Origin of the sequence: Pseudomonas sp. GM78 (genome assembly GCF_000282475.1) — a bacterium.
GTDB lineage: Bacteria > Pseudomonadota > Gammaproteobacteria > Pseudomonadales > Pseudomonadaceae > Aquipseudomonas.
Map to the genome: position 1 here is coordinate 1 of NZ_AKJF01000201.1, position 20,217 is coordinate 20,217.

General features: G+C 57.3%; 15 protein-coding genes. 6 read left to right on the top strand and 9 right to left on the bottom strand.

Going from position 1 to position 20,217, the window contains the following annotated elements; genetic code table 11:
- Positions 1–310: 310 nt before the first annotated feature.
- Both PMI35_RS04080 and PMI35_RS04075 read right to left on the bottom strand, forming a co-directional pair.
- Positions 311–1,162 (bottom strand): urea carboxylase-associated family protein, encoded by an 852-nt coding sequence (locus tag PMI35_RS04080; RefSeq protein WP_008065102.1) that lies wholly within the window; start codon positions 1,160–1,162, stop codon positions 311–313.
- Positions 1,163–1,177: 15 nt separating this feature from the next.
- A complete protein-coding gene (locus tag PMI35_RS04075; protein WP_008065103.1) occupies positions 1,178–1,831 on the bottom strand; it encodes a GntR family transcriptional regulator in 654 nt (217 codons plus the stop codon).
- A gap of 174 nt (positions 1,832–2,005) precedes the next feature.
- Here PMI35_RS04075 and PMI35_RS04070 point away from each other — a divergent pair, with 174 nt between their 5' ends.
- The gene (locus tag PMI35_RS04070) at positions 2,006–2,557 is read left to right on the top strand and encodes a TetR/AcrR family transcriptional regulator (protein WP_008065104.1); all 552 of its coding nucleotides are present in this window, start codon (positions 2,006–2,008) and stop codon (positions 2,555–2,557) included.
- Here the strand turns inward: PMI35_RS04070 and fabF are convergent.
- From fabF to PMI35_RS04040, 6 genes are all read right to left on the bottom strand, one after another.
- The gene (gene fabF, locus PMI35_RS04065; RefSeq protein WP_008065105.1) at positions 2,554–3,828 is read right to left on the bottom strand and encodes a beta-ketoacyl-ACP synthase II; all 1,275 of its coding nucleotides are present in this window, start codon (positions 3,826–3,828) and stop codon (positions 2,554–2,556) included. The two genes, PMI35_RS04070 and fabF, sit on opposite strands and share 4 nt — an antisense overlap.
- Positions 3,829–3,859: 31 nt before the next feature.
- The gene (locus PMI35_RS04060) at positions 3,860–4,654 is read right to left on the bottom strand and encodes an SDR family NAD(P)-dependent oxidoreductase (protein WP_008065106.1); all 795 of its coding nucleotides are present in this window, start codon (positions 4,652–4,654) and stop codon (positions 3,860–3,862) included.
- Positions 4,655–4,861: 207 nt separating this feature from the next.
- Positions 4,862–5,197, bottom strand: coding sequence for a ComEA family DNA-binding protein (locus PMI35_RS04055; protein WP_008065107.1), 336 nt, complete (start codon positions 5,195–5,197; stop codon positions 4,862–4,864).
- Between the two features lie 217 nt (positions 5,198–5,414).
- Positions 5,415–6,812: a TolC family outer membrane protein gene (locus PMI35_RS04050; protein WP_008065108.1), complete on the bottom strand. Its 1,398-nt coding sequence runs from the start codon at positions 6,810–6,812 to the stop codon at positions 5,415–5,417.
- Positions 6,809–8,137 carry an HlyD family type I secretion periplasmic adaptor subunit gene (locus PMI35_RS04045; protein ID WP_008065109.1) on the bottom strand — a complete coding sequence of 443 codons (1,329 nt, stop codon included), beginning with the start codon at positions 8,135–8,137 and terminating at the stop codon, positions 6,809–6,811. The genes PMI35_RS04050 and PMI35_RS04045 overlap by 4 nt, the downstream gene beginning before the upstream one ends.
- Positions 8,138–8,150: 13 nt before the next feature.
- Positions 8,151–9,893 carry a type I secretion system permease/ATPase gene (locus PMI35_RS04040; protein WP_008065110.1) on the bottom strand — a complete coding sequence of 581 codons (1,743 nt, stop codon included), beginning with the start codon at positions 9,891–9,893 and terminating at the stop codon, positions 8,151–8,153.
- Between the two features lie 918 nt (positions 9,894–10,811).
- Here PMI35_RS04040 and PMI35_RS04035 point away from each other — a divergent pair.
- The 3 genes from PMI35_RS04035 (at position 10,812) to PMI35_RS04025 (ending at position 15,663) form a co-directional block, all read left to right on the top strand.
- Entirely contained in the window at positions 10,812–11,633 is an 822-nt protein-coding gene (locus tag PMI35_RS04035; protein WP_008065111.1) for a hypothetical protein, read from the top strand.
- A 17-nt stretch (positions 11,634–11,650) separates the two neighbouring features.
- Positions 11,651–13,024 carry a DUF4214 domain-containing protein gene (locus PMI35_RS04030; RefSeq protein WP_008065112.1) on the top strand — a complete coding sequence of 458 codons (1,374 nt, stop codon included), beginning with the start codon at positions 11,651–11,653 and terminating at the stop codon, positions 13,022–13,024.
- A gap of 149 nt (positions 13,025–13,173) precedes the next feature.
- Positions 13,174–15,663: a glycosyltransferase gene (locus tag PMI35_RS04025; RefSeq protein WP_008065114.1), complete on the top strand. Its 2,490-nt coding sequence runs from the start codon at positions 13,174–13,176 to the stop codon at positions 15,661–15,663.
- A gap of 65 nt (positions 15,664–15,728) precedes the next feature.
- Here PMI35_RS04025 and PMI35_RS36010 read toward each other — a convergent pair whose 3' ends face one another.
- Complete coding sequence (locus PMI35_RS36010; RefSeq protein ID WP_401316495.1) at positions 15,729–16,316, bottom strand: hypothetical protein; 588 nt, start codon at positions 16,314–16,316, stop codon at positions 15,729–15,731.
- On the opposite strand from PMI35_RS36010, the gene PMI35_RS04020 reads away from it, so the two are divergent.
- On the top strand, positions 16,305–18,173 hold the full coding sequence (locus PMI35_RS04020) for a glycosyltransferase family 2 protein (protein WP_443217074.1): 1,869 nt from the start codon (positions 16,305–16,307) through the stop codon (positions 18,171–18,173). The two genes, PMI35_RS36010 and PMI35_RS04020, sit on opposite strands and share 12 nt — an antisense overlap.
- On the top strand, positions 18,170–20,203 hold the full coding sequence (locus tag PMI35_RS0133040) for a hypothetical protein (RefSeq protein ID WP_008065124.1): 2,034 nt from the start codon (positions 18,170–18,172) through the stop codon (positions 20,201–20,203). The genes PMI35_RS04020 and PMI35_RS0133040 overlap by 4 nt, the downstream gene beginning before the upstream one ends.
- The last annotated feature ends 14 nt before the right edge of the window (positions 20,204–20,217 follow it).

Here is a 20,217-nt window from a genome sequence, read left to right on the forward strand (position 1 = left end):
TCCCTTCCAGGCCTGACCGGGTTCACGGCTGATCGTTGCGGGGGGACCGATGGGGTCACCATAACGACGCTCACCTGACGGCGAGCCGCGCCATTGTACCTATCTGCGACGAAGTTACAACCGTTCGTGCAGATTAAAAAATATGAGCTGGTTCAAGGACATGCAATCTGCTTGAAAAGCTCGCGGCGGGTTGACTGTAGGAGCGAGCGGTGCGGCGATCCGACTTGCCCGCGAACCAGGCGACACGGCGCATCTGACACACCGCGTCATCGTTCTTCGCGGGCAAGTCGGATCGCCACGCCGCACGCTCCTACAATTCCCAATCGGCCTTCGCAATGTGCAACCCATGCAGCCCCTTGTACGTTGCACGCTCCGGCTGGCTCCAGCCCTCGAGCAACGAATCATCCAGTTGATAAACCTCCACCCCCAACGGCCGGCATACGCTTAACGGATCCTGCGCATCCGGCCCCCACATGGCCAGCGACAGATCGCCTCCCGGGCAAGTCGACAATGCGCAGAGCAGATCGATCTCAGCGAAGAACTCCAGGTAATCGCCCTTCTGCGCCGGGCAAGACTTCATGAAGTACATGTCGTCGTGGTTCAGCCCCGTGCACTGGAAAATGTTCAGCACGTCATGCACGTCAAATTCGCTGAGGCCGTGAGGCAGTACCGCCCGGGTCAGGTTGGAATGACAGTGATGATGAAAGTCCTCGCCGGTGAGCATCTTGTTCACGTACGGGTCGCAACGGGTACCCAGCAAGTCGTGCAGGCGCCCGCCATGCTCATCGATACCGTACGCCGCGAGGCTGTCGTCGGTGATGGTCACCAGCGGCCGCAAGAACGGCAGGTTCGACCAGAGCCGGTCGTGGGTGCTGACGTGCGCCCCCTGCAACTGCCGGGTCCGTGCCGCCCACAAGCGTTCGCGCGGATCGTTGGCGTTCCATACATTGAAATCCCCCACTTGCGGCCCGACCGGCGTGGTGACGCGAAACACGTGCCCGGCCGGCACCTTCCAGGCACGACCGGTACGGATCGGCACTTCGAATGACTCGATCAGGGTGCGCCCACCCTTCGCGTCGCGAACTCGCTCGTAGAAGGCCTTGTCCACCTGCAAGGCCGAGCCTTTGCTGACTTGATAGGCCGCTGGATAGTCTTTGTACATGGCACAGATCCTCGATCAGTGATGGGAGGCAGGGGCAAACAATCGCAACAGCAGGTGTTCGGAATCGTCGAGATACAGGCTCATGGCGTCTTCGGCCCCGCGCTTGTCGCCCTCGAGGAGCAGCTCATGGATCTGCCGATCGCGAGCCAGCCAGGGCGCCTGGAAACGTGATTCATCGGGGGCGCTGCAGAACACCAGACGCAATTGCGCGACGACGTTGGTGAAGAACGCGTCAAACAACGGGCTGCGCAACAACCCGACGATATGTTGGTGAAAGGCCAGGCCATGGGTGCCGACGGCGCGCCAGTCCTCGCGCTCCCGGGCCAGCTCGGCGGCTTCCAGGGCTTCAAGCATGCGGTCGGACTCATACTCGCGCAGGGGCCGGCTGGCACTGATCGCCTGCAATTCGAGCGTGCGACGAACCCGAAACAGGTCCCGCACATCCTCGAACCCCAACCGGCGCACCATCCCCCCCTTGTTGCGCACATAGCGGGTCAAACCTTCCTGACCCAAGCGGTGCAAGGCCTCGCGAATGGTATTGCGCGAAGCGTTGTAAGCGACCACCAGATCACTTTCCACCAGGGCCATGCCGGGCAGTAATCGCCCACCAATAATGTCGCCGCGTAGCTCCAGTGTGATGTGATCGGCCAATGACAGTCCGCTGTTCATACTCATTACCTTGGATTGTTCAACAATCGTTGATGAATGAATAATCACTATTCGTGCCATATTTCATTGGGGTTTCGATCAAGTTCGACGCATCTGCATGCTTTTTAGAAATAGAAGTACAGTCACCATCCAATTTTCATTGGTTAATATGGCGCATTGATGTGGAGATATCAGATGCGTTACTCGCAGGACCATAAAGCCCAGACTCACCAACGCATCATCAAGGAAGCTTCCGTACGCTTTCGCCGAGACGGCATCGGCGCGACCGGCCTGCAACCGCTGATGAAAGCGCTGGGCTTGACCCACGGGGGCTTTTATTCACACTTCAAGTCCAAGGACGAATTGGTGGAAAAAGCGCTACAGGCAGCCGGGGATCAAGTGGACGTCACCTGCGCGGAGCTGTTTGCCCAGGAGCGCCCGCTGGAGGCATTCATCAACGCGTACCTGTCCGAATGGCACCAGACTTCGCCCCACGAAGGCTGCCCGCTGCCGACCATGTCATCGGAACTCGGCATGCGTGGCCAACCGAGCCCCACTTCCGACGTGGTACTCCATGCACGACTTCGCCAGATCCAGGGCACCCTCGAGGGCGAAAACATCGAGCATCGCAGCATCGTCATCATGTCCACACTGATCGGCGCGCTGCTGCTTTCGCGCAGCGTCGAGAACCCCGAGCTGGCCGCCGAGATCCTCGAAGTGGCACGCAACCACCTAATCCGGGACTAATCAACCCAGCGTTTGAACAGCACGCTGGCATTGACCCCGCCAAACCCGAAACCGTTGGACAGCGCGTACTCGATCGCCATGGGCCGCGCCTGGCCACGGACAATATCCACGCCTTCACTGGCCGGGTCCGGATTATCGAGATTGAGGGTCGCCGGCACAATCTGGTCCCGGATCGCCAGCAGCGTGAAAATGGCTTCGAGCCCGCCAGCGGCACCGAGCAAATGCCCGGTGGCCGACTTGGTCGAGGTCACTGCAATACCGTTTTGCGAACCGAACAATGCCTTGATGGCCGCCAACTCCCCCAGGTCGCCCACTGGTGTCGAGGTGGCGTGCGCATTCAGATGTTGCACTTGGTCCGGCGAAACCCCTGCCTGCGCCAATGCCAATGACATCGCCCGGCGAGCGCCGCTGCCATCCTCAGGCCCGGCGGTCAGGTGATAGGCGTCGGCACTGGTGCCGTAACCAACCACTTCTGCCAGGGGTTGAGCGCCCCGCGCCAAGGCATGCTCCAGGGATTCGACAACCAGCAGGCCAGCCCCTTCGCCCATGACAAAGCCGTCGCGGTCGCGATCGAACGGTCGCGAGGCGCGCTCCGGAGTGTCATTGAAAGCGCTGGACAAGGCACGTGCCGCCGCAAAGCCGGCAAGACTGACCCGATCGATCGCCGCCTCCGCCCCCCCACACACCGCAACATCCGCCTCACCGCTACGAATCAACCGCACCGCATCGCCAATGGCCTGGACGCCGGCCGCACAGGCCGTGACCGGCGCGCCCAGCGGGCCCTTGAATTCATGCTGGATCGACACATGCCCCGCCGCCAGGTTGACCAGAAACGAAGGAATGGTAAACGGCGACAAACGCCGCGGCCCACGACTGTCCGTGGTACGCACCGCATCGGCAATCGCCCCGAAACCACCGACACCGGAACCGATGATGGTTGCCGTGCGCTCCTGGGCATCCGCTGTTTGCGCCTGCCAGCCCGCCTGCTCGATGGCCTGCCGCGCCGCCTCCATGGCAAACAGGATAAACCTGTCCATCTTCTTCTGTTCCTTGGGCGCCGTTGCCCGATCCGGATCAAAACCCGCCTGCGGGTCCTCCGCCAGGGTTGGCACCGCCCCGCCGACCTTGGCCGGCAGATCGGCCACCACCTCGTCCGGCAAGTTGCGCAACCCGGAACGCCCGGCCAACAAACGCGCCCAGACCGCTTCGACACCGCTACCCAGCGGAGACACCAGCCCCATGCCTGTCACTACCACTCGACGATCACTCATACCGCAACCACCTCATACCGGTTCGCGCGCGTCATTTGTAACGCGCAGCCGCTTTGCTTTTGGAAAGGTTAGGCGCCATGACGAGTCGCGCCGCCACAAATGCATCCCAGTCACCAGCATCCGGCAATGACGGAATGGTCACCAACTCACCCTGATCCAGCCCCGCCAGGGCCGCATCGACCATCTCACCCGCCTCCATCACCATCTCCTCCGGAATCTGCGACGCATCGATACCCGAGCGCTCCCAGATTTCAGTGCGTGTTACCCCTGGCAACACAGCCTGGACCTTGACGCCGGTGCCGTCGAGCTCAGCGCTCAATGATTGGGTCAGGCTCAACACATAAGCCTTGCTCGCGCTGTACGTGGCATTGAAACGCTCGGGAAACAACGCCACCACCGATGCAATGTTGATGATCGTGCCTCGACCCGCCTTGGCAAAACTCGCCGCCGCCGCCGACGCCAAACGCGTGACCGCCGTGATGTTCAACTGGATCATGCGCTCCATCTGGTCCAGATCGGCATTGGCCAACAACCCATCCGCCGCCACCCCCGCATTGTTCAGCAACAGGCTGATACTTGAATCACTGCGCAGACGCTGCTCCAACTTCAGGACGTCATCCTTCTGCGTCAAATCCGCCTTCAACACCTCAACCTGAACACCATGGGCATCGCGCAACGCGCTCGCCGCCGCTTCAAGCCGTCCTTGATCACGGGCCACCAACAACAAATCAAAACCACGCGCGGCCAACCGCTGCGCGTAGACCGCGCCGATACCGGAAGACGCACCGGTGACGAGGGCCGTACCTTGGGACTGAATGGAAGTCATGACGTTGCTCCTGGGAGATGCCAGAGGAATGGATACGCGCCAGGCACTCAGCGCGCCTTGATGGAAATCGAATTTATTATAGGCATAATTTAATTAGCATATGATAGCCGTAATTTTTTAATTGGCGACGAAAGGCAAAACCTCGCAGCATTCGCCAGAAAGAAAAAAGGCCGGTCAATGACCGGCCTCCAAGGCTGATTAACAAGCTTAGTTCACCTGAAGCTTCTCGCGATTCTTATCCAGCAGGGCCTTGCCGATACCTTTCACTTCGAGCAACTCGTCGACAGATGCGAAAGGACCATTACTTTCACGATACGCAACAATCGCCAAAGCCTTGGCCTCCCCTACACCGGATAACTCACGCTGCAAGGTTGGCGCATCAGCCTTGTTGAGGTCCACTTTGCCTGATTGCGTACTCACCGCAGCCTCCATCGCCACCGGAGCCTTGGAAGCCTCTGGCTTGACCGCAGGCGCAGCATTGGCAGTGATAGTGGCACTGGTGAGCAGGGCAAAAACCAGGGAATAGAAATAGCCTGTACGCATAAATGACGCTCCATGACATCGGTTGAGGAAGCAGCTTTTTCCGCAGCTGCTTCCTCAAGTTAGGCGATGTGGGGAGGGTGTCAAAAATGTGTCTGTTGCGGGATGTGAGATAATCCGGGATCAGGGGACGTCGACGACTTCACCGCCGGGTGTTACCGCCGAGCAATCAACCGGAGACACGTCCGCCCCATTCACAATCTCGAATGTGAAAACCAACCTAACGACTGACCTGCTTGGGATTGGACGCATCAGGCTGGATGACATTACTGTCCTCCGCACTCAGCCACGCATTGACACTGGCCACGCTACCTTCCGAGAGCTTTCCAGCCCAGCGGTTGAGCGCAAACAAGTTGATGACAAAATCGTACTGAGCCTTGAGCAGATCGCGACGCGCCTTGAATTCGTTCTGCACACTGGTCAATACATCCACCGCGTTCACCACGCCATAGGTGAACGCCTTCTGTGCGGCAATGCTGGACTGGCTGGCCGAAGACAACGCATTGCGGCTCGCACGGATCTTCTCGACACTGGATTGAGCCGTCAGGTAGGCATTCGTGGTTTCTTTAACCACTTGGCGCCTTACTCCCTCCAGTTGCTCCTCTGCTACTTGCTGATCGTCATATAAACCACGAACACGGGCCGAGGTGGAGCCACCGCTGTATATCGGCACTTTCACACCCAGGGTGGCGACGTAGCTGTCGCTGCGCGGGGTCAGGGTGTTGTCATACCCCACGTCGCTCTGCTGGCCGCTCAGACTGAACGTCAGGGATGGATAATGCCCGCCCTTGCCTTCACGCACCGCCGCTTCGGCCGCTTCGACGCCGCTCTGGCTCGCCTTCAGGGCCGGATTGCCACTCGCTGCCAGTTGCAACCAGTTATCCAGGCTTTCCATAGGCGCCTGGAACTCCACATCACTGCGCACGCGACTCAGGCGCTCATTAATAGGTCGCCCCACCAACTCGGCCAGTGCCGCGCGACTAAGGCGCACCTGGTTGCGCGATTCGACTTCCTGGGCCGCCAGGCTGTCGACCCGCGCCTGCAGGTCCAGTTGATCGGTGATCTTGGCCATGTGCCGGGCATACAGCGCATTGACCTGGTCGAGATTTTTTTGCGTCGCCCGACGCTCGGCCATGACCAGTTCCAGGTCGTCATCGGCCGCCAACGCGACGAAATAGCGCCTGGCCAGATCCACCGTAGCCTCGGCCTGAGCCTCATCAGCTTCCGAGACCTTTTGCCGGCTGACGCTTTTGGACTTCTGCCAGCTTTCCCAAGCCTGCTTGTTATAGATGTATTGGGTCAGGCTCAATCCGTAATTGTTGTTGTCATAGATTTCCCGCGAGGCATCGTCCTTGCGCAAGATGCGGTTGTAACCGCCGTTGGCCGAGACCTGCGGGAGCAAACTACCCAGCGCGGCGCGCTGCTGTTCGGACGCGGATCGCGCCTTGGCGTAGGCCGAGATAATGCGCGGATCTTCCAACCGCGCCTCGCGATACAGCGCCATCAGGTCAACCGAATAATCATTGGCACTGACACCACGCTCTCCCTTCGCAGCTGCCGCTTGAGCCTGACAAATCGATAAAACGAGGAGCACAACGGGTAACAAACGCACAATCATTCCTCGATCATCGACTTGGCAAACATGTTGCGAGCCGGTTTCAGGAGGTACTGCAGCATGGTTCGATCACCCGCATTGATCAGCACGTCCGCCGGCATACCTGGCAACAACTTGCGATCGCCGAGCTTTTTCGCACCCTCGTCCGTGAGTGTCACCCGCACCAGGTAATAGCTGTCACCCGAACGCTCATCGGTCAAGCGGTCCGCAGATATTCGAGTGACCTCGCCCTCGATAACCGGCGTGGTCGCATAATTGAATGCGGTGAAGCGAATGTCCGCCGTCTTGCCCAACGAGATGCGATCGATATCATTGGTGCCGACGCGCGCTTCAATCACCAACTGTGAGGCTTCAGGCACGATGTCCATCAAGGGTGTGGCCGGGCTGATCACACCACCCACGGTATGCACCTTCATATCCAGCACCATGCCACCCTCCGGAGCCCGGATGACTATCCGCGAGAGCCTGTCCTTGAGTGCACTGACTTTTTCCTGCAGCTCAAAGACCTCGCTTTGCACATCGGCAAGGTTTTTCACCACCTCGGAGTTAAAGTTCTTGGTGAGCTGAACAATCTCCAGCTGCGTTTCGTTAATCTGCAAACGGGTGGTCAGGATGTTCGATTTGTGGTCAGCCACTTCCGACCTGAGCATGTCCAGCTTGCGCTCCTGCTCCAACAACCTTTGCTTGTCGACGAACCCCTGGGCTAACAGCTCCTTGAGCTCAGCAATCTCACCGCTGTAGGACTGCTCCAGCCCTACTTTGGTACGAACCATCGCTTCCAGTCCGGCGATCTGTTGACTGAGCTGAGCAATACGCTCTTTCTTGACCGCTATTTCCCCAAGACGCGAACCACGCCGAGCATTGAAGACATGCGTTTCGCCCTCCAATGCCTCCTGCGCGCGCTGCGAATCAGGACCATCAATCGACACCATCGGCAACGCCGGCAAGTCATCGCGTTCGGCTCGCAAACGGGCTTCCTTGGTTTTGGCGGCAATCAGCTGGCTACGGGTAGATTCGTATTCGGAACTGATTTGCGACTCATCCAGCACAATCAGCGGATCGCCCTTGCGCACCAGATCCCCATCATGCACGAGCAGCTCCTTGACGATGCCGCCCTCCAGATGCTGAACCGTCTTGCGATAGCTTTGGACTGTAACCTGCCCACTGCCAAATACAGCGTTACCCAGCGGAGCGAAAGCAGCCCAGCCGCCAAACAGGCCGAAGGTTACAAGCACAATGCCGAGGCCGAGCCGGCGTATATTTCGGTCAGAAGTAGGCACCTCATCCAATTCGTCATCGTTGAGGGTGATCAGGGTAGTACGGGTCATCGATGGATTCCTTTCACGCGCCGGCCGAAGCCGCATCTGAAGCGGCCGCCTGGGCGACCCGCTGCTGAGTCTTGGCTTGCTGGGCCGCCAGCTCGGCAATAACCTGCTCACGCGCACCATAAAGACTGATGGTGCCGGCATTCAACACCATCACGCGATCGAGCCGGGCAAGAATATTGGGGCGGTGCGAGACGATGAACACCGTGGCACCGGTTTCCTTGATTTTCTGCAAGGCGACACCCAAGGCACGCTCGCCGACATCATCAAGGTTGGAGTTGGGCTCATCCAGGACAATCAATCGCGGATTACCGTAGAGTGCCCGCGCCAGGCCAATACGCTGGCGCTGACCGCCAGACAGGTTGACACCGTCGCTGCCGATGACCGTGTCGTAACCGTCGGGGAGCATCAGGATCATTTCATGCACACCCGCGACCTTGGCCGCGTGCACTGTTTTCTCGGCATCGATCGCTTCAAAACGGGCAATGTTTTCGCTGATGCTGCCCTCGAACAACTCGATGTCCTGCGGCAGGTAACCCACGTGCGGGCCCAGCTCGTGCTTGTCCCAGGTACTGATATCCGCACCGTCCAGGCGCACCACGCCATGCTGCGGCGCCCATATCCCCATCAGCGCCCGAACCAGTGTCGACTTGCCCGCCGCGCTGGGCCCGACAATGCCCACCACGGTACCTGCCGGAGCGACGAAGCTGATGTTACGAATAACCGGGGTTTTCGCACCCGGTGGGGTCACGATCAGGTTCTCTACTTGAATATGCCCCTGCGGTGCGGGCAGCTTCATGCGCTCAGGTTCGGCACTCAGCTTGTCCAGGGTCTCGTTCAGGCGGTTGTATTGCACCCGCGCACCGACAAAGCCCTTCCAGCTGCCGATCATCTGGTCGATAGGGGACAAGGCGCGTCCGAGCAACAGCGAGCCGGCCATCAACAAGCCCGGCGTTATCTCGTGGGTGATTACCAGGTAAGCACCTAGCGCCAGCATGATGGACTGAGTCCACTGACGGAACGTCTTGGACACGGATGTAATGATGCCGCTCTTGTCGCTGGCATACGACTGCAGCCTCAGTACCTTACGCTGGCGCTGTGCCCAGCGGCTCATCAGGGTGCCAAGCATCCCCATTGATTCGATGACTTCGGCATTGCGCAGGGTTTTGGTGGTGTGCAGGGAGGCTGCAACGTTTTCCTTGTTGGCCTCCGCCAGCGCCTTGCCAGTGAAGCGCTGGTTCAACACAGCCAGACAGATCAGTACGGCCGCGCAACCCACGGTAACCCACCCATATAAAGGGTGGAACATGAACATGACCGCGGTATAAACCGGCAGCCACGGCGCATCGAAGAAGGCGAACAGGCCATTGCCGGTCAGGAATTGGCGCAGGGACGTAAGGTCATTGAGCGACTGGGCCGACGCATCCATACCGCCACTGTCCAGGGCCCTGCGGAAGCTGGCTCGATAAACGTCATGACTCAACAGGGCGTCAAGCCGGTTGCTGATACGCACCATGATCCGTGAGCGCACCCACTCCAGTGAACCCAGGGTCAACATCAATACGGTCAGGATGAGTGTCAGCATCACCAGCGTGGAGACGCTGCTGCTGGGCACTACGCGACCGGAAACCTGGATCATGAAGAACGTCGGAACCAACATCAGCGCATTAACGAACAGACTGAAAAAACCGACGGAAATAAAGCTGCTCTTGCAAACCCTCAAGGCGGCTTGCAAGTTGTTTTCGGGTAGGCGACTCATAGCATCCATACTGAGTGGGAAGGCGTAAAGCGCGGCAGTGTACCACCCACCTCCAGCACCGGCAGCCAGAAAAGTGCTTGGTAAAGGAAGTTTAATGATGGAAGCGACGAATGACGCCAGCCCAAATTAACGCCCCTTTTTACCTCCCGCACCACCGACACTTCCCTTCAACTAGCTTGAGCAACTGTAACAATCCACCCTCATGCTGACTGACTGGTCAGGACCGACTTAAAGACAACCGGCAGCAAGTCCACTTTCTTTAGGGTGCACAAAAAATATTTTTTAGCAAAGCAAGTACCGAGTCGACCGCTGGTAAAGACAATTGGTTTTTTTGCCTCTACCATAGCCGCCAATTTGCATGCTCCGCCGAACAGCCAGAGAACACTAGGCAGACTCAAAAGCACAACAAGCATGGCCAACCCAAACGTCTGACCTGCTTTGCACCGACACCCCAAAAACATAAACACACCGTTTGCCGATCAACATTTTCCCGGCCTGCTTTTCTCTGCCGCGCAAGATCTTGCCCAGACAAACCACCAGGTCCAGGTTGCGAAGGTGCATAGCAAAAATTTTAGACAGGCCCCGGGCCGGGCGGGCGTTTGCGCCGACCAGCGAGGGGACGGACGCCGTGATTTCACGGGGTCCAGGCGAGGTTTTTGGCCAACCTCCCTTGCAATGCAAAAATTGTTTCGACACAGGATTGTTAAAAAAATCCAGATAGCTTAATCTTCCTGCCGTCAAGGAAGCCACCAATCCGCCATTAGCCTTTTAACTATATAGGCTACATGCGCTCATCAGATATTTGTTGAGCCTTGTATGGATTATCCAGTTCAAGGATTGAAGGAGTTTTACCGCGTGTCTTCGCAAAGCACTGATGGACTTAAGATCACTTCCCGGGTCACTCTTCTTGAGCCAGGGATGTATATCTTTCGTTATGCGTCACAAACCAGTACAGACAAAACTGTTTGCATAGCGCTTCAACAAGCGCCCCTTGGCAAAGGTCTTATTGACTTTTTCCCCGCCGAGGGTGTTAGCAAAAACATGCTGACCAAACTGGGTGACTGCATCATCGGTCGCGTCAAAAACGGCGTAACTACCGTACTGATCACCGAATACCACTTGGCCAATGTCCAAGTCGATCCTGTTGATCTGCGTATCGACCGAATCGACACTTCGGCCGCCATCATGCGCAACTTCGTGCCACCCGCCCCCGCCAAAGAAACCAGCAGCGAGTTACCATCTGCGGTTGCGCCGGGGACTTTAAAATTGATCGGCCATATTCAATCCCGCGGTGATGTCACTGCCACCCAAGAGTGGCTTGGTGAGCGCCAGGGCACGACCAACATTGAAGGCTTCCTGGTTGACTGGGCAGACCGTCCCGATGGCGTTGACCTGGTGTACACCAGTACCGTCGCCGGCTCAGGCCCCAGCCCCAAAGTTCTTTCCGGTCACTATTGCGGCACGCGCGGCAAGGCCACGCCCCTGATCGCTGTCGGCTTCAGCCTGACCGGCCCCCACAGCAGTCGTTATCGACTGGTTGGCGAGGTCGCCTTCGCAGGCGCCGATCCGCAACCCATTGTTGCTGACCAGATGTTTTTCGGCCCCAGCGGCCAAGAACCCCTGGTTGGAATCAAGCTTTCCATCTTCGCCCATCCTGAGATCAACGCTCCCCGCTATAAGTCTCCCTGGGAAAACCTTGCGACTACGCAAACATATAGCCATGAGGGCCAATTGGCCTGATCTACAGGAATTGAAGCATGCAATACGATAACCCGTTCTTGGCCAGCGACGTCAAAGACGCCCTGACCCAAAACGCTAGCATCTCCAGCACCACCGCTAACGCTATCTCGCAAATCCTCAATCTGGATAACGCAGAGACCGTCGCAATCGGTTCGTGGGATGGCAAGGGCAGCGTCGTTGCACCGACCGGTTCGACCACTCAGGCTATCTTCGCTGGCATCGCTGGCGCTGCCGGTACTGATGTCACTGTGGACCTGACCACTGCGGGCCTGTCCGACACCAAGGCATTTGTCTTCGCCAGCGACGCCAACCTGGCTCTGGACTTCACCGCGGCGTCTGTCGACACCACCGATCGCGTAATCGTCAGCGGCAACGGTAACGACCACATCACCGTCGGCAACGGCAACACTACTGTCGACACCGGTACCGGCAACGATACCGTGATCCTGGGCAACGGCAACAACGTAGTTATCGCCAACAGCGGCGACAACCAGATCTCGACTGGCACTGGCCGCGACACTATCTACACCGGTACTGGCAACGACACCGTCGATGCTGGCGCAGGCTATGACGTGGCTCATGTTGCAGGCTCGCGTGCTGATTTCATCGCATCCGTATCGGGCGGTTCGCTGAACCTGAACGGCGGTGATCACGCCATCAACACTTCGAGTGTCGAATTCATCAGCTTCGACAACAACGAGTCGATCGTTGTTGCCAGCACCGATGAAGAAGCAGCTGCTCTGCGCCTCTACAATGGCCTGCTGGGCCGTGACGCTGACGCAAATGGCGCCGAGGCTTGGAGCAATGCCGCTTCCGGCACTGCACTGACTGACATCGCGCAAGGCTTCCTGAACTCCAGCGAGTTCCAGAACAACATGAACAGCGAGTTCATTCAAAGCGTGTACTCCACTCTGCTGGGCCGCGATGCGGACGCTGGCGGCGAGGCGGCCTGGCTGAACCTGCTGGCAAATGGTACAAGCCGTGCCGACGTCATTGCTGGCCTCAGCAACTCTGATGAAGGCAAGGCTGCAAGCGCAAGTGCCAGCGACACCGATTATGTCAAGGCGCTGTACACCAGCGTACTGGGTCGTGAAGCTGACGATGCAGGTCTGGAGAACTGGGTTGCCGCACTGTCTGCCGGTGCTGACCGTGCCTCGGTCGCACAAAGCATCAGCAGCTCGAACGAGTCCAACGCCAAGTCCACATCTGATTTCATCGATCAGCTCTACAGCAACGCGCTGGGTCGCGATGCAGACGCGGAAGGCAAGGCTGCCTGGACCAACGCTCTGGAGCACGGCGCTACCCAGGCTGAAGTGGCCATCGGTATCGTCGGTTCCGACGAAGGTATCGACAGCAACGGCAACGTGGTTGTAGTACACGGCGTGGCGTAACACCCCACCCAGCAACAAGCCTGAATATTCCCAGCCGCAAGGCTGGGGGTATTTGAAAAGGGGCTCCTTCTTGGGGCCCTCTTTTTTGTTTTTACAGCGAAACCCAGATAATCATGTCAAGACATATAGACCATAAGCCGGGATCGCTTATGGACCACTTCCATCGCGACCGCCAAGCCGGTCTCCATGACAGTGCCGAGGCTCACCTCGAACGTGCCTTGCATACCCCCGAATATCGTTCCGAGGCCCTGATCTGGAAAGGGATCGAGGCCTTGCAACATAAAGACCCGCAGCGTGCCTTCGTCTACCTCAGTGGTGCAGCCCATCAGCTGCCTCAGCGTACCGACGTTCGAGCACTGCTCGCACGCAGCCTTCTGGCGCAAAAAAACGCCAAGGCGGCGACCCGGTTGCTCAGCGCCGCGTGGCGCGACCAACCCCAAGACCCAACGTTGCGCATGGCACTCTGGCAAGCGCGTAGCCAGTCCGAACAGCCGGCAATACTTTGCCAGTTGATCCTGGCCCACTTGCCCGAAATCAACGACAGCAACGAACTGAAACTTGTGCTTGGCCTGCTGAGCGCGCTACCCAACGCCCCCAAAAACGTGGGCGTGGTGCGCTACGATGCCCAGAGCGGGGCAATCCAAGGCTGGGCACTGAACCTGCGCGCACCGCAAACGCCCCTGCGCCTGCAACTGCAGGTCAACGGACGCACGACACAGTTCCCGGCCGACTCAACTCACCCTTTGCTGCAGCAGGCGGGGCTCAGTGCGACCCATGGTGGCATTCAGGTTCAAGTCTCGCAGCCGACCCCGGAACTGCAAATCCGCTTCAAGGATGGCGCCGCCCTTTTGGGCAGTCCGCTGTCGGTACTCTCCCCCTTCGTTCCGCCAATGCCAGTGGCAGGAAATGTTGCCCGGCAACAACCCGTCGATGTGCTGGTCCCCGTCTACGAAGGCCTTGCCGAAACCCTGGAGTGCATCGACAGCGTGCTGCGCAACCGCAGCCTCAACCAAACCGAACATCGGCTGGTGGTGCTGGACGATGCCAGCCCGAACCGGGCACTGAGCCAAGCCCTCAAGAAGCTGGCCGCCAGCGGCCAGATTCACTACGTGCGCCAACCGACCAACCTGGGCTTTATTCGCAACACCAACCGCGGCATGGCCCTGAGCCCGGAACGAGACGTGGTCTGGTTGAACGCCGACACCCGCGTCAACGGAAACTGGCTGGATCGCCTCCACGCAGTGGCATACGAAGCCGACGACATCGCCTCGGTCACCCCCTTTACCAATAACGGCGAGCTGATGAGCTTCCCGCTCAGCCGCGTCAGCCAGGCCATGCCCAGCGCCGAGCAACAGGCTCAACTGGACCACTTGGCCAGCCAGACCGACAGCGCCGCCGTCGAGATCGAAACAGGCTGCGGCTTCTGCCTCTATATAAAGCGCAGCGCCCTGGATGAAGTCGGCTACCTGGATGAGGTTCACCTGTCGCGCGGCTACGGCGAGGAAACCGACTGGTGCCTGCGCGCCCGCAACTTAGGCTGGCGGCATATGGGCGCCCCTCGGGTATTCGTCGCGCACCAGGGCGGCATCTCTTTTGGCGATGAGAAGATCCTGCGCGTTGCCCATAACAACGCCATTCTAAGGCGGCGATACCCCGATGCCGAATCGCGCTACACCGCCTTTTGCCTGCGCGATCCATTGCAGCCAGCGCGCCAGGCGCTGCAGCGAGCCCGGTTGGCGCAGTTGCGCAGCTGGATGACCAGCGAGAACGGGCTCGATGGAACACAAGACCTTTTTATCGAGAGCGACCTCCCCTCGACCGCGCCCCTGGCTTTGAAATACCTCAATCGCGGCCAAGATACCGAGGTAACTCTGCTTGCAGCGCTGCCCGGCCTGCCCCTGTCACTGGAATACCGGTTGCCAAATGACGCATCGCAACTGCTGGCCGATCTGCAATCACTGCCACTCCAGCAACTGACCTATCAGCAACTCGACGGCTGCCCCGTAGAACTGAGTGATTTGCCGGCCCAGCTGCAACGGTCTTACCGGATCAACTGCCGCGACGACCGCTTGCTTGCAGAGCAGGGTGACTTGTACTGGCGGGGCTTCGCCAATCAGGCGCAGAGCGTTCAAATGGTTTGGCAAGCACTGCATGCCCGCTATAACGCCGCGTTTCCCCAAGCAAAAGTACCGAGTTTTGCCCCCCCCGCCCCCCAGCCTATGAAAACCTGCGCCCTAGTCGGCACGCTCTTGATCGCCGATCGGCTGAACAACGCCGATGTGGCGCAGCGTTGGCTCAAGCTTGGCCAACGCATCAAGCGCGAGCAACACCCGTACCTGTTATTGGTGGTCGGCGAAAGTCCCTGGCTGAGCACACTGCTGTCGACCGGTGCGGTACAGGCATTGGCTCAACTTCCGGGCCTGAACATTACCGAAACCCTTGCCTTGGCAGGGTGCACCGCAGCCCTCAGCCTCGACCCAGCCCCTGGATCTGATTGGGCGGCAGCAGACCTGGCTGACGAACATGGCTTGGCCCTGTACGCCGAGTCTGGCGATGTCGCTCGTGAAGCCGGTGCCTTGCCAGTGGCTCAACTGTCCATTTTCTCGACCCCAGCCCCCGCGCCAGTGGATGCCCTATGAATAGCATGACCCTTACTCCACGCTCCGAATACCAAGGCGAGATCACCGGGCTGTACGGCGACGTGCTACAGGGTTGGGCCCTGGACACGGCCCAACCTGATGCGCGCCTGGTGATCGAGGTACTGGTAGACGGCGCAGGCGTGGCCCTGGCCCGAGCCGATCAGTTCCAACCCAACGCAACCACGGGAGATCAGTTCCACGGCTTTGCCGTACAACTGAAGGACGCCTGGTTGAACAACGCGAGCCGGATCAGCATAAAGGTCGCCAACCAGGCCGACCTGCTCCCAGGCTGCCTGCAACTGCCCGGCCAACCCGCCAACGAGCCAGCCGCCATCGCTTCCCAGGTCTGGTACAACGGTGGATTGCGCCTCAGCGGCTGGAGTTGGGATCCGCAAGTACCCCATCGGCACATGCAGATCATTGTGCGCGAAGAAGGCCAGGTCCAAGCCCGCGTGACCTGCGACCAGCGCCATCTGGCCTTGGCCAATCGCAGCAGCGCTGACCATGGTTTCACTGTCGAGCTGCCCTGGTTGCTGGCCGACGGTGAGCCCCATGTCCTGCACATCGAAAACGACCTGGGCCAGGCACTCTCCGGCAGCCCGGTCACGCTGTGCTGCTGGCCCCAGGGCCTGGAAGGACTTTTGCACGATCATGCAAAGTCGCCCAATCCCGACACCTTGAAACTGATCACTCAGTTGGCCGGTGAACAAAACCGCTGGGCACCCAAAAGTGCCGGCTTCCACCATTACGCACAGTGGTTCGAATGCTTTCAGCAGGCCGAGCCGATGCCGGCCCAGTTGCCACCGGGCGAAGTCGGAGTGTTGCTGATCAGTACCGGCAACCCGCCTGATGATGCCGTCACCCTGGCCAGTATCCACCAGCAACGCATGGCCGTCGGTGAAGTCGCCGAAGGCCGCATCGAGAACATCCTGCCGGCGCTGCTCAAGCTGCTGAGCACTGGCTGCAACACCATTGTCCCGGTCCAGGGTGGCGATCACTTGCCCAGCCACGCAATCGATCATTTGCATGGGGCCTTGAGTGGCGGCAATGCCTGGGCTTTTGCCGATTGTGATCGCGACGGCCCTTCAAGGGAGCGCAGCCTACCCTGGCTGAAACCGGTGTGGGATGTGGATCTGTTTATCGGCGCAGACCTGTTCAGCCCCGGTGCGGCTTTCAGTGCAGACATAATCCAGCAAGCACTGGTGTTACTCACTCCCGAACATGGCCTGCAGGTACTGGATTGGCATCACTTTCTTGCAGCAGTTGCCCTGGCCAGCGAGCGGCGCAAGGCAAGGGTGGTGCACCTGCCAAAGGTGCTTTACCACCGTCATTATCATTCACCGGCAAGTCCCGCCGACGCACCAGCCTCGCCGGATCGCCGCGAAGCGATGGAATGGCTGAGCCAAGGACTGGCGCGCGGTGCCCGTGTTCAATCATTACCGAACTACCCCGGCCTATTGCGCACCCATTGGCCACTGCCGCAGACACTGCCAAAAGTCAGCCTGATCGTACCTACACGCGATCAGGTCGGGCTCTTGCGCACCTGCATAGAAGGCCTGCTGAGTAACACCGATTACCCTGACCTCGAAATCATCGTGGTGGACAACCAGTCCAGCGACCCGGCCGCGCTCGAGTACCTCGCCAAATTACCGGCGCTTGGTGTGAAGGTATTGGCCCATCCCTATCCGTTCAACTACTCCACTATCAATAACCGCGCAGTGGAACTGGCCAGCGGCGAACTGATTGGCCTAGTCAACAACGACATCGAGATCATCGAGCCTGGTTGGTTGAAAGAAATGGTTAGCCAGGCGATTCGCCCAGGCGTCGGCGCCGTCGGAGCAAAACTCCTATGGCCCAATGGCATGGTGCAGCACGGTGGAGTTGTAGTGGGTATCAACGGCTTGGCTGCGCACACCGGTAATAACCTCCATCAGGGCGATCCAGGTTACCTGGGCATGAACCAACTGGCTCGGCAACAAAGCGCAGTCACCGCCGCCTGCCTCCTGCTCCACAAAACACTGTACCAGGCACTGGGAGGACTGGACGAACGCGCCTTCCCCGTGGCCTTCAACGACGTCGACTTGTGCCTGAAAATCCAGCTAAGCGGGTTGCACCTGATATGGACGCCCTTCGCACAACTCATTCATGCCGAGTCTGCCAGTCGAGGTAAAGATCACACCACCGAGAAAAAATCACGAGCCATGCGTGAACAACAACTGTTTATCGAGCGCTGGTCTCAATCAGGGCAGCAGGATGTTTACTACCACCCCGCCCTCTCGGCTGAATATTTGAGTGGTCCTTACGGAGGGTTGGCGATGCCTCCTAGGCCTGTCAAAGCTCGCTCCCGCCAGCACGTGCAAACCGATGCCCGAATAGGAAACTCACTATCAGCATCAGAATTATTTCAAATTGAGACCAAAACTACGCCTGCAATATCTTTCGCTCCTAAAAACGTAGATTCGGCTCCAATCAAACATGTTCAACCTATTTCCATCGGCGTACAAATATGAAAAGCCTATGTATTACCGGTAGTATTCAAAGCACTCTTGATCAATTTGCTGCCGCCCTGATAGCGGCAGGGTCGACAGTTGCAGTACCTGCCTTGAGGAATGAAAAAATATCCATTGCCCAATGGCATGAAAAAGCACTGGCAACACAAACCGGCTCTCCATCGGCACCAGTGCAACTTGGTCGTACATGGGATCAACTAGCTGTAGATATTTTTTACGCAAACCATAACCAACCAGTATGGTTGTGGGCAGAAGAAAAAAGCCACCGATTTCTTCAATACTGGTCGGAATTCGATAAAAACACTCACTTCGTATTGATGCATACCTCACCTCAAGCGGCATTAATTGCGGCTTTAAATGAAGGTAAGGACAATTTACTAGCGCTAGAAGCAGCCTTAGAAAACTGGTGCCAGTTAACTCAAGCAATGTTGAGCTTTCATATTTCGCAGCCCGCTCGCAGCGTATTTGTTGACAGCGTCGCAGCCACAAAAGATCCAGCCCTGCATATAAAGGCCTTGGATAAAAAATGGCTTCTTTCATTTCAAGACTCACTACCAAAACGTACTCAGCAAACAGATGAGCAGCATCTGGATCTCTATCTGATCAACAATCTTGTTCAACGTCACAAATATGCCATGGAGCTGCACAATGAAGTCCAGGCACGCCAACTCGTCCAAACAACGCAAATCAAGACTCCAATTTTTGACCAAGTAATTGCTGATCATATAAAAACAAAACGCGAGAACTTTAAAGTACATACCGCTAATACCCAGCTAGAAGCGCGACTGCAAATTAAGCAAAAAGAGTTGCAGATCGCCCTCACCGAGCAAAAAAAAAATCTATCCAAGCTAAATGACCTCAGCCCTCAAATAAAGCAATTAGAAACTCAATCAGAGAAGCGATATCAAGACCTGATAAAAGAGCATAGCTCTGAGACCAGCAAAAACCAAAAACTCCTTGCATCAGCGGTCTTGGAAAATGAGTTACTACTCGGTCAACTCCACCATACCCAAGAAACACTTGCTTTAAACATTACTGAAAAAAACGCGCTTGAAAAAACAACCGAAGCACTACAGAGCCGCATTAAGCGAATCTTGGAAGACAACCCAGGTTATTGGGAACTAGAAACACTGAAAGTCGAACAGGTAGCAAGTAAAGAAAAAAATAAAGAGAAGACGCTTCAGTGGAACATAAGCAATGTCTATCTAGGCGAGAAAAAGGTACCTGAGCTTGCGTTTCAAACACGCACCTCAAATGGTGTCACCGAAATTTTGCTTCAACGCCCAATGGGAAGTGTAGAGGCTTGGCCACTGGCACTCCTTGAGCACGAAGAACTATTATGTGCGCCCAATCAAGGTTCCGCATACCAGGGAAACAATGAAACTATTAGCAAGCTTGGCAGCAGCGACTGGTCCGGACTACTTATTCTTGTAAAAAAATTAATCAGTTATTTACAAAACACCAAAACACTTGTACTTCCTGTGGACTTTGACAAGAATGCTCTAGTGATTGGTCTGTACAACCTAGAAAAAACATTAGCAAACTGGCCAAAGATTCTGCGCTACGACGACCTACAACTAAGCGAAAGCGCTCAAAATGATGAGTATCGATACATTGGCATAAGATTTAACAATTTGAGCCTAGGGCAATTTACGACTTCAGAATTCAACTACAAAATTGCCACAGTAGATGAGTCAACAGCGACATTCGGTCAGCATCCAAGAATAGAGTTCCCGGAATCAAGCCAACACGCGTTCAAAAATTGGTTTATAGAAAGCGACGATGAAAGAGGTGCTCGCCTAGAGTTAAGGTTCTCGCAACCCACTGCTATGGATACTAACATCTGGAACCAACTGCCCGAACAGGACCAAATTCTCGTTGCCAGCCTGATAAGCAACTTACCAATTCAGCTCAAACGCCTACAACATAAAAATCCGAATGTAAAAATCGCTTGGAAAAAATGGCACACACTATCGAGCGACGTTAAAACCATACTATCCAAGAACACATCCACAGCAAGAGCCAAATAAAATCCACAATCATC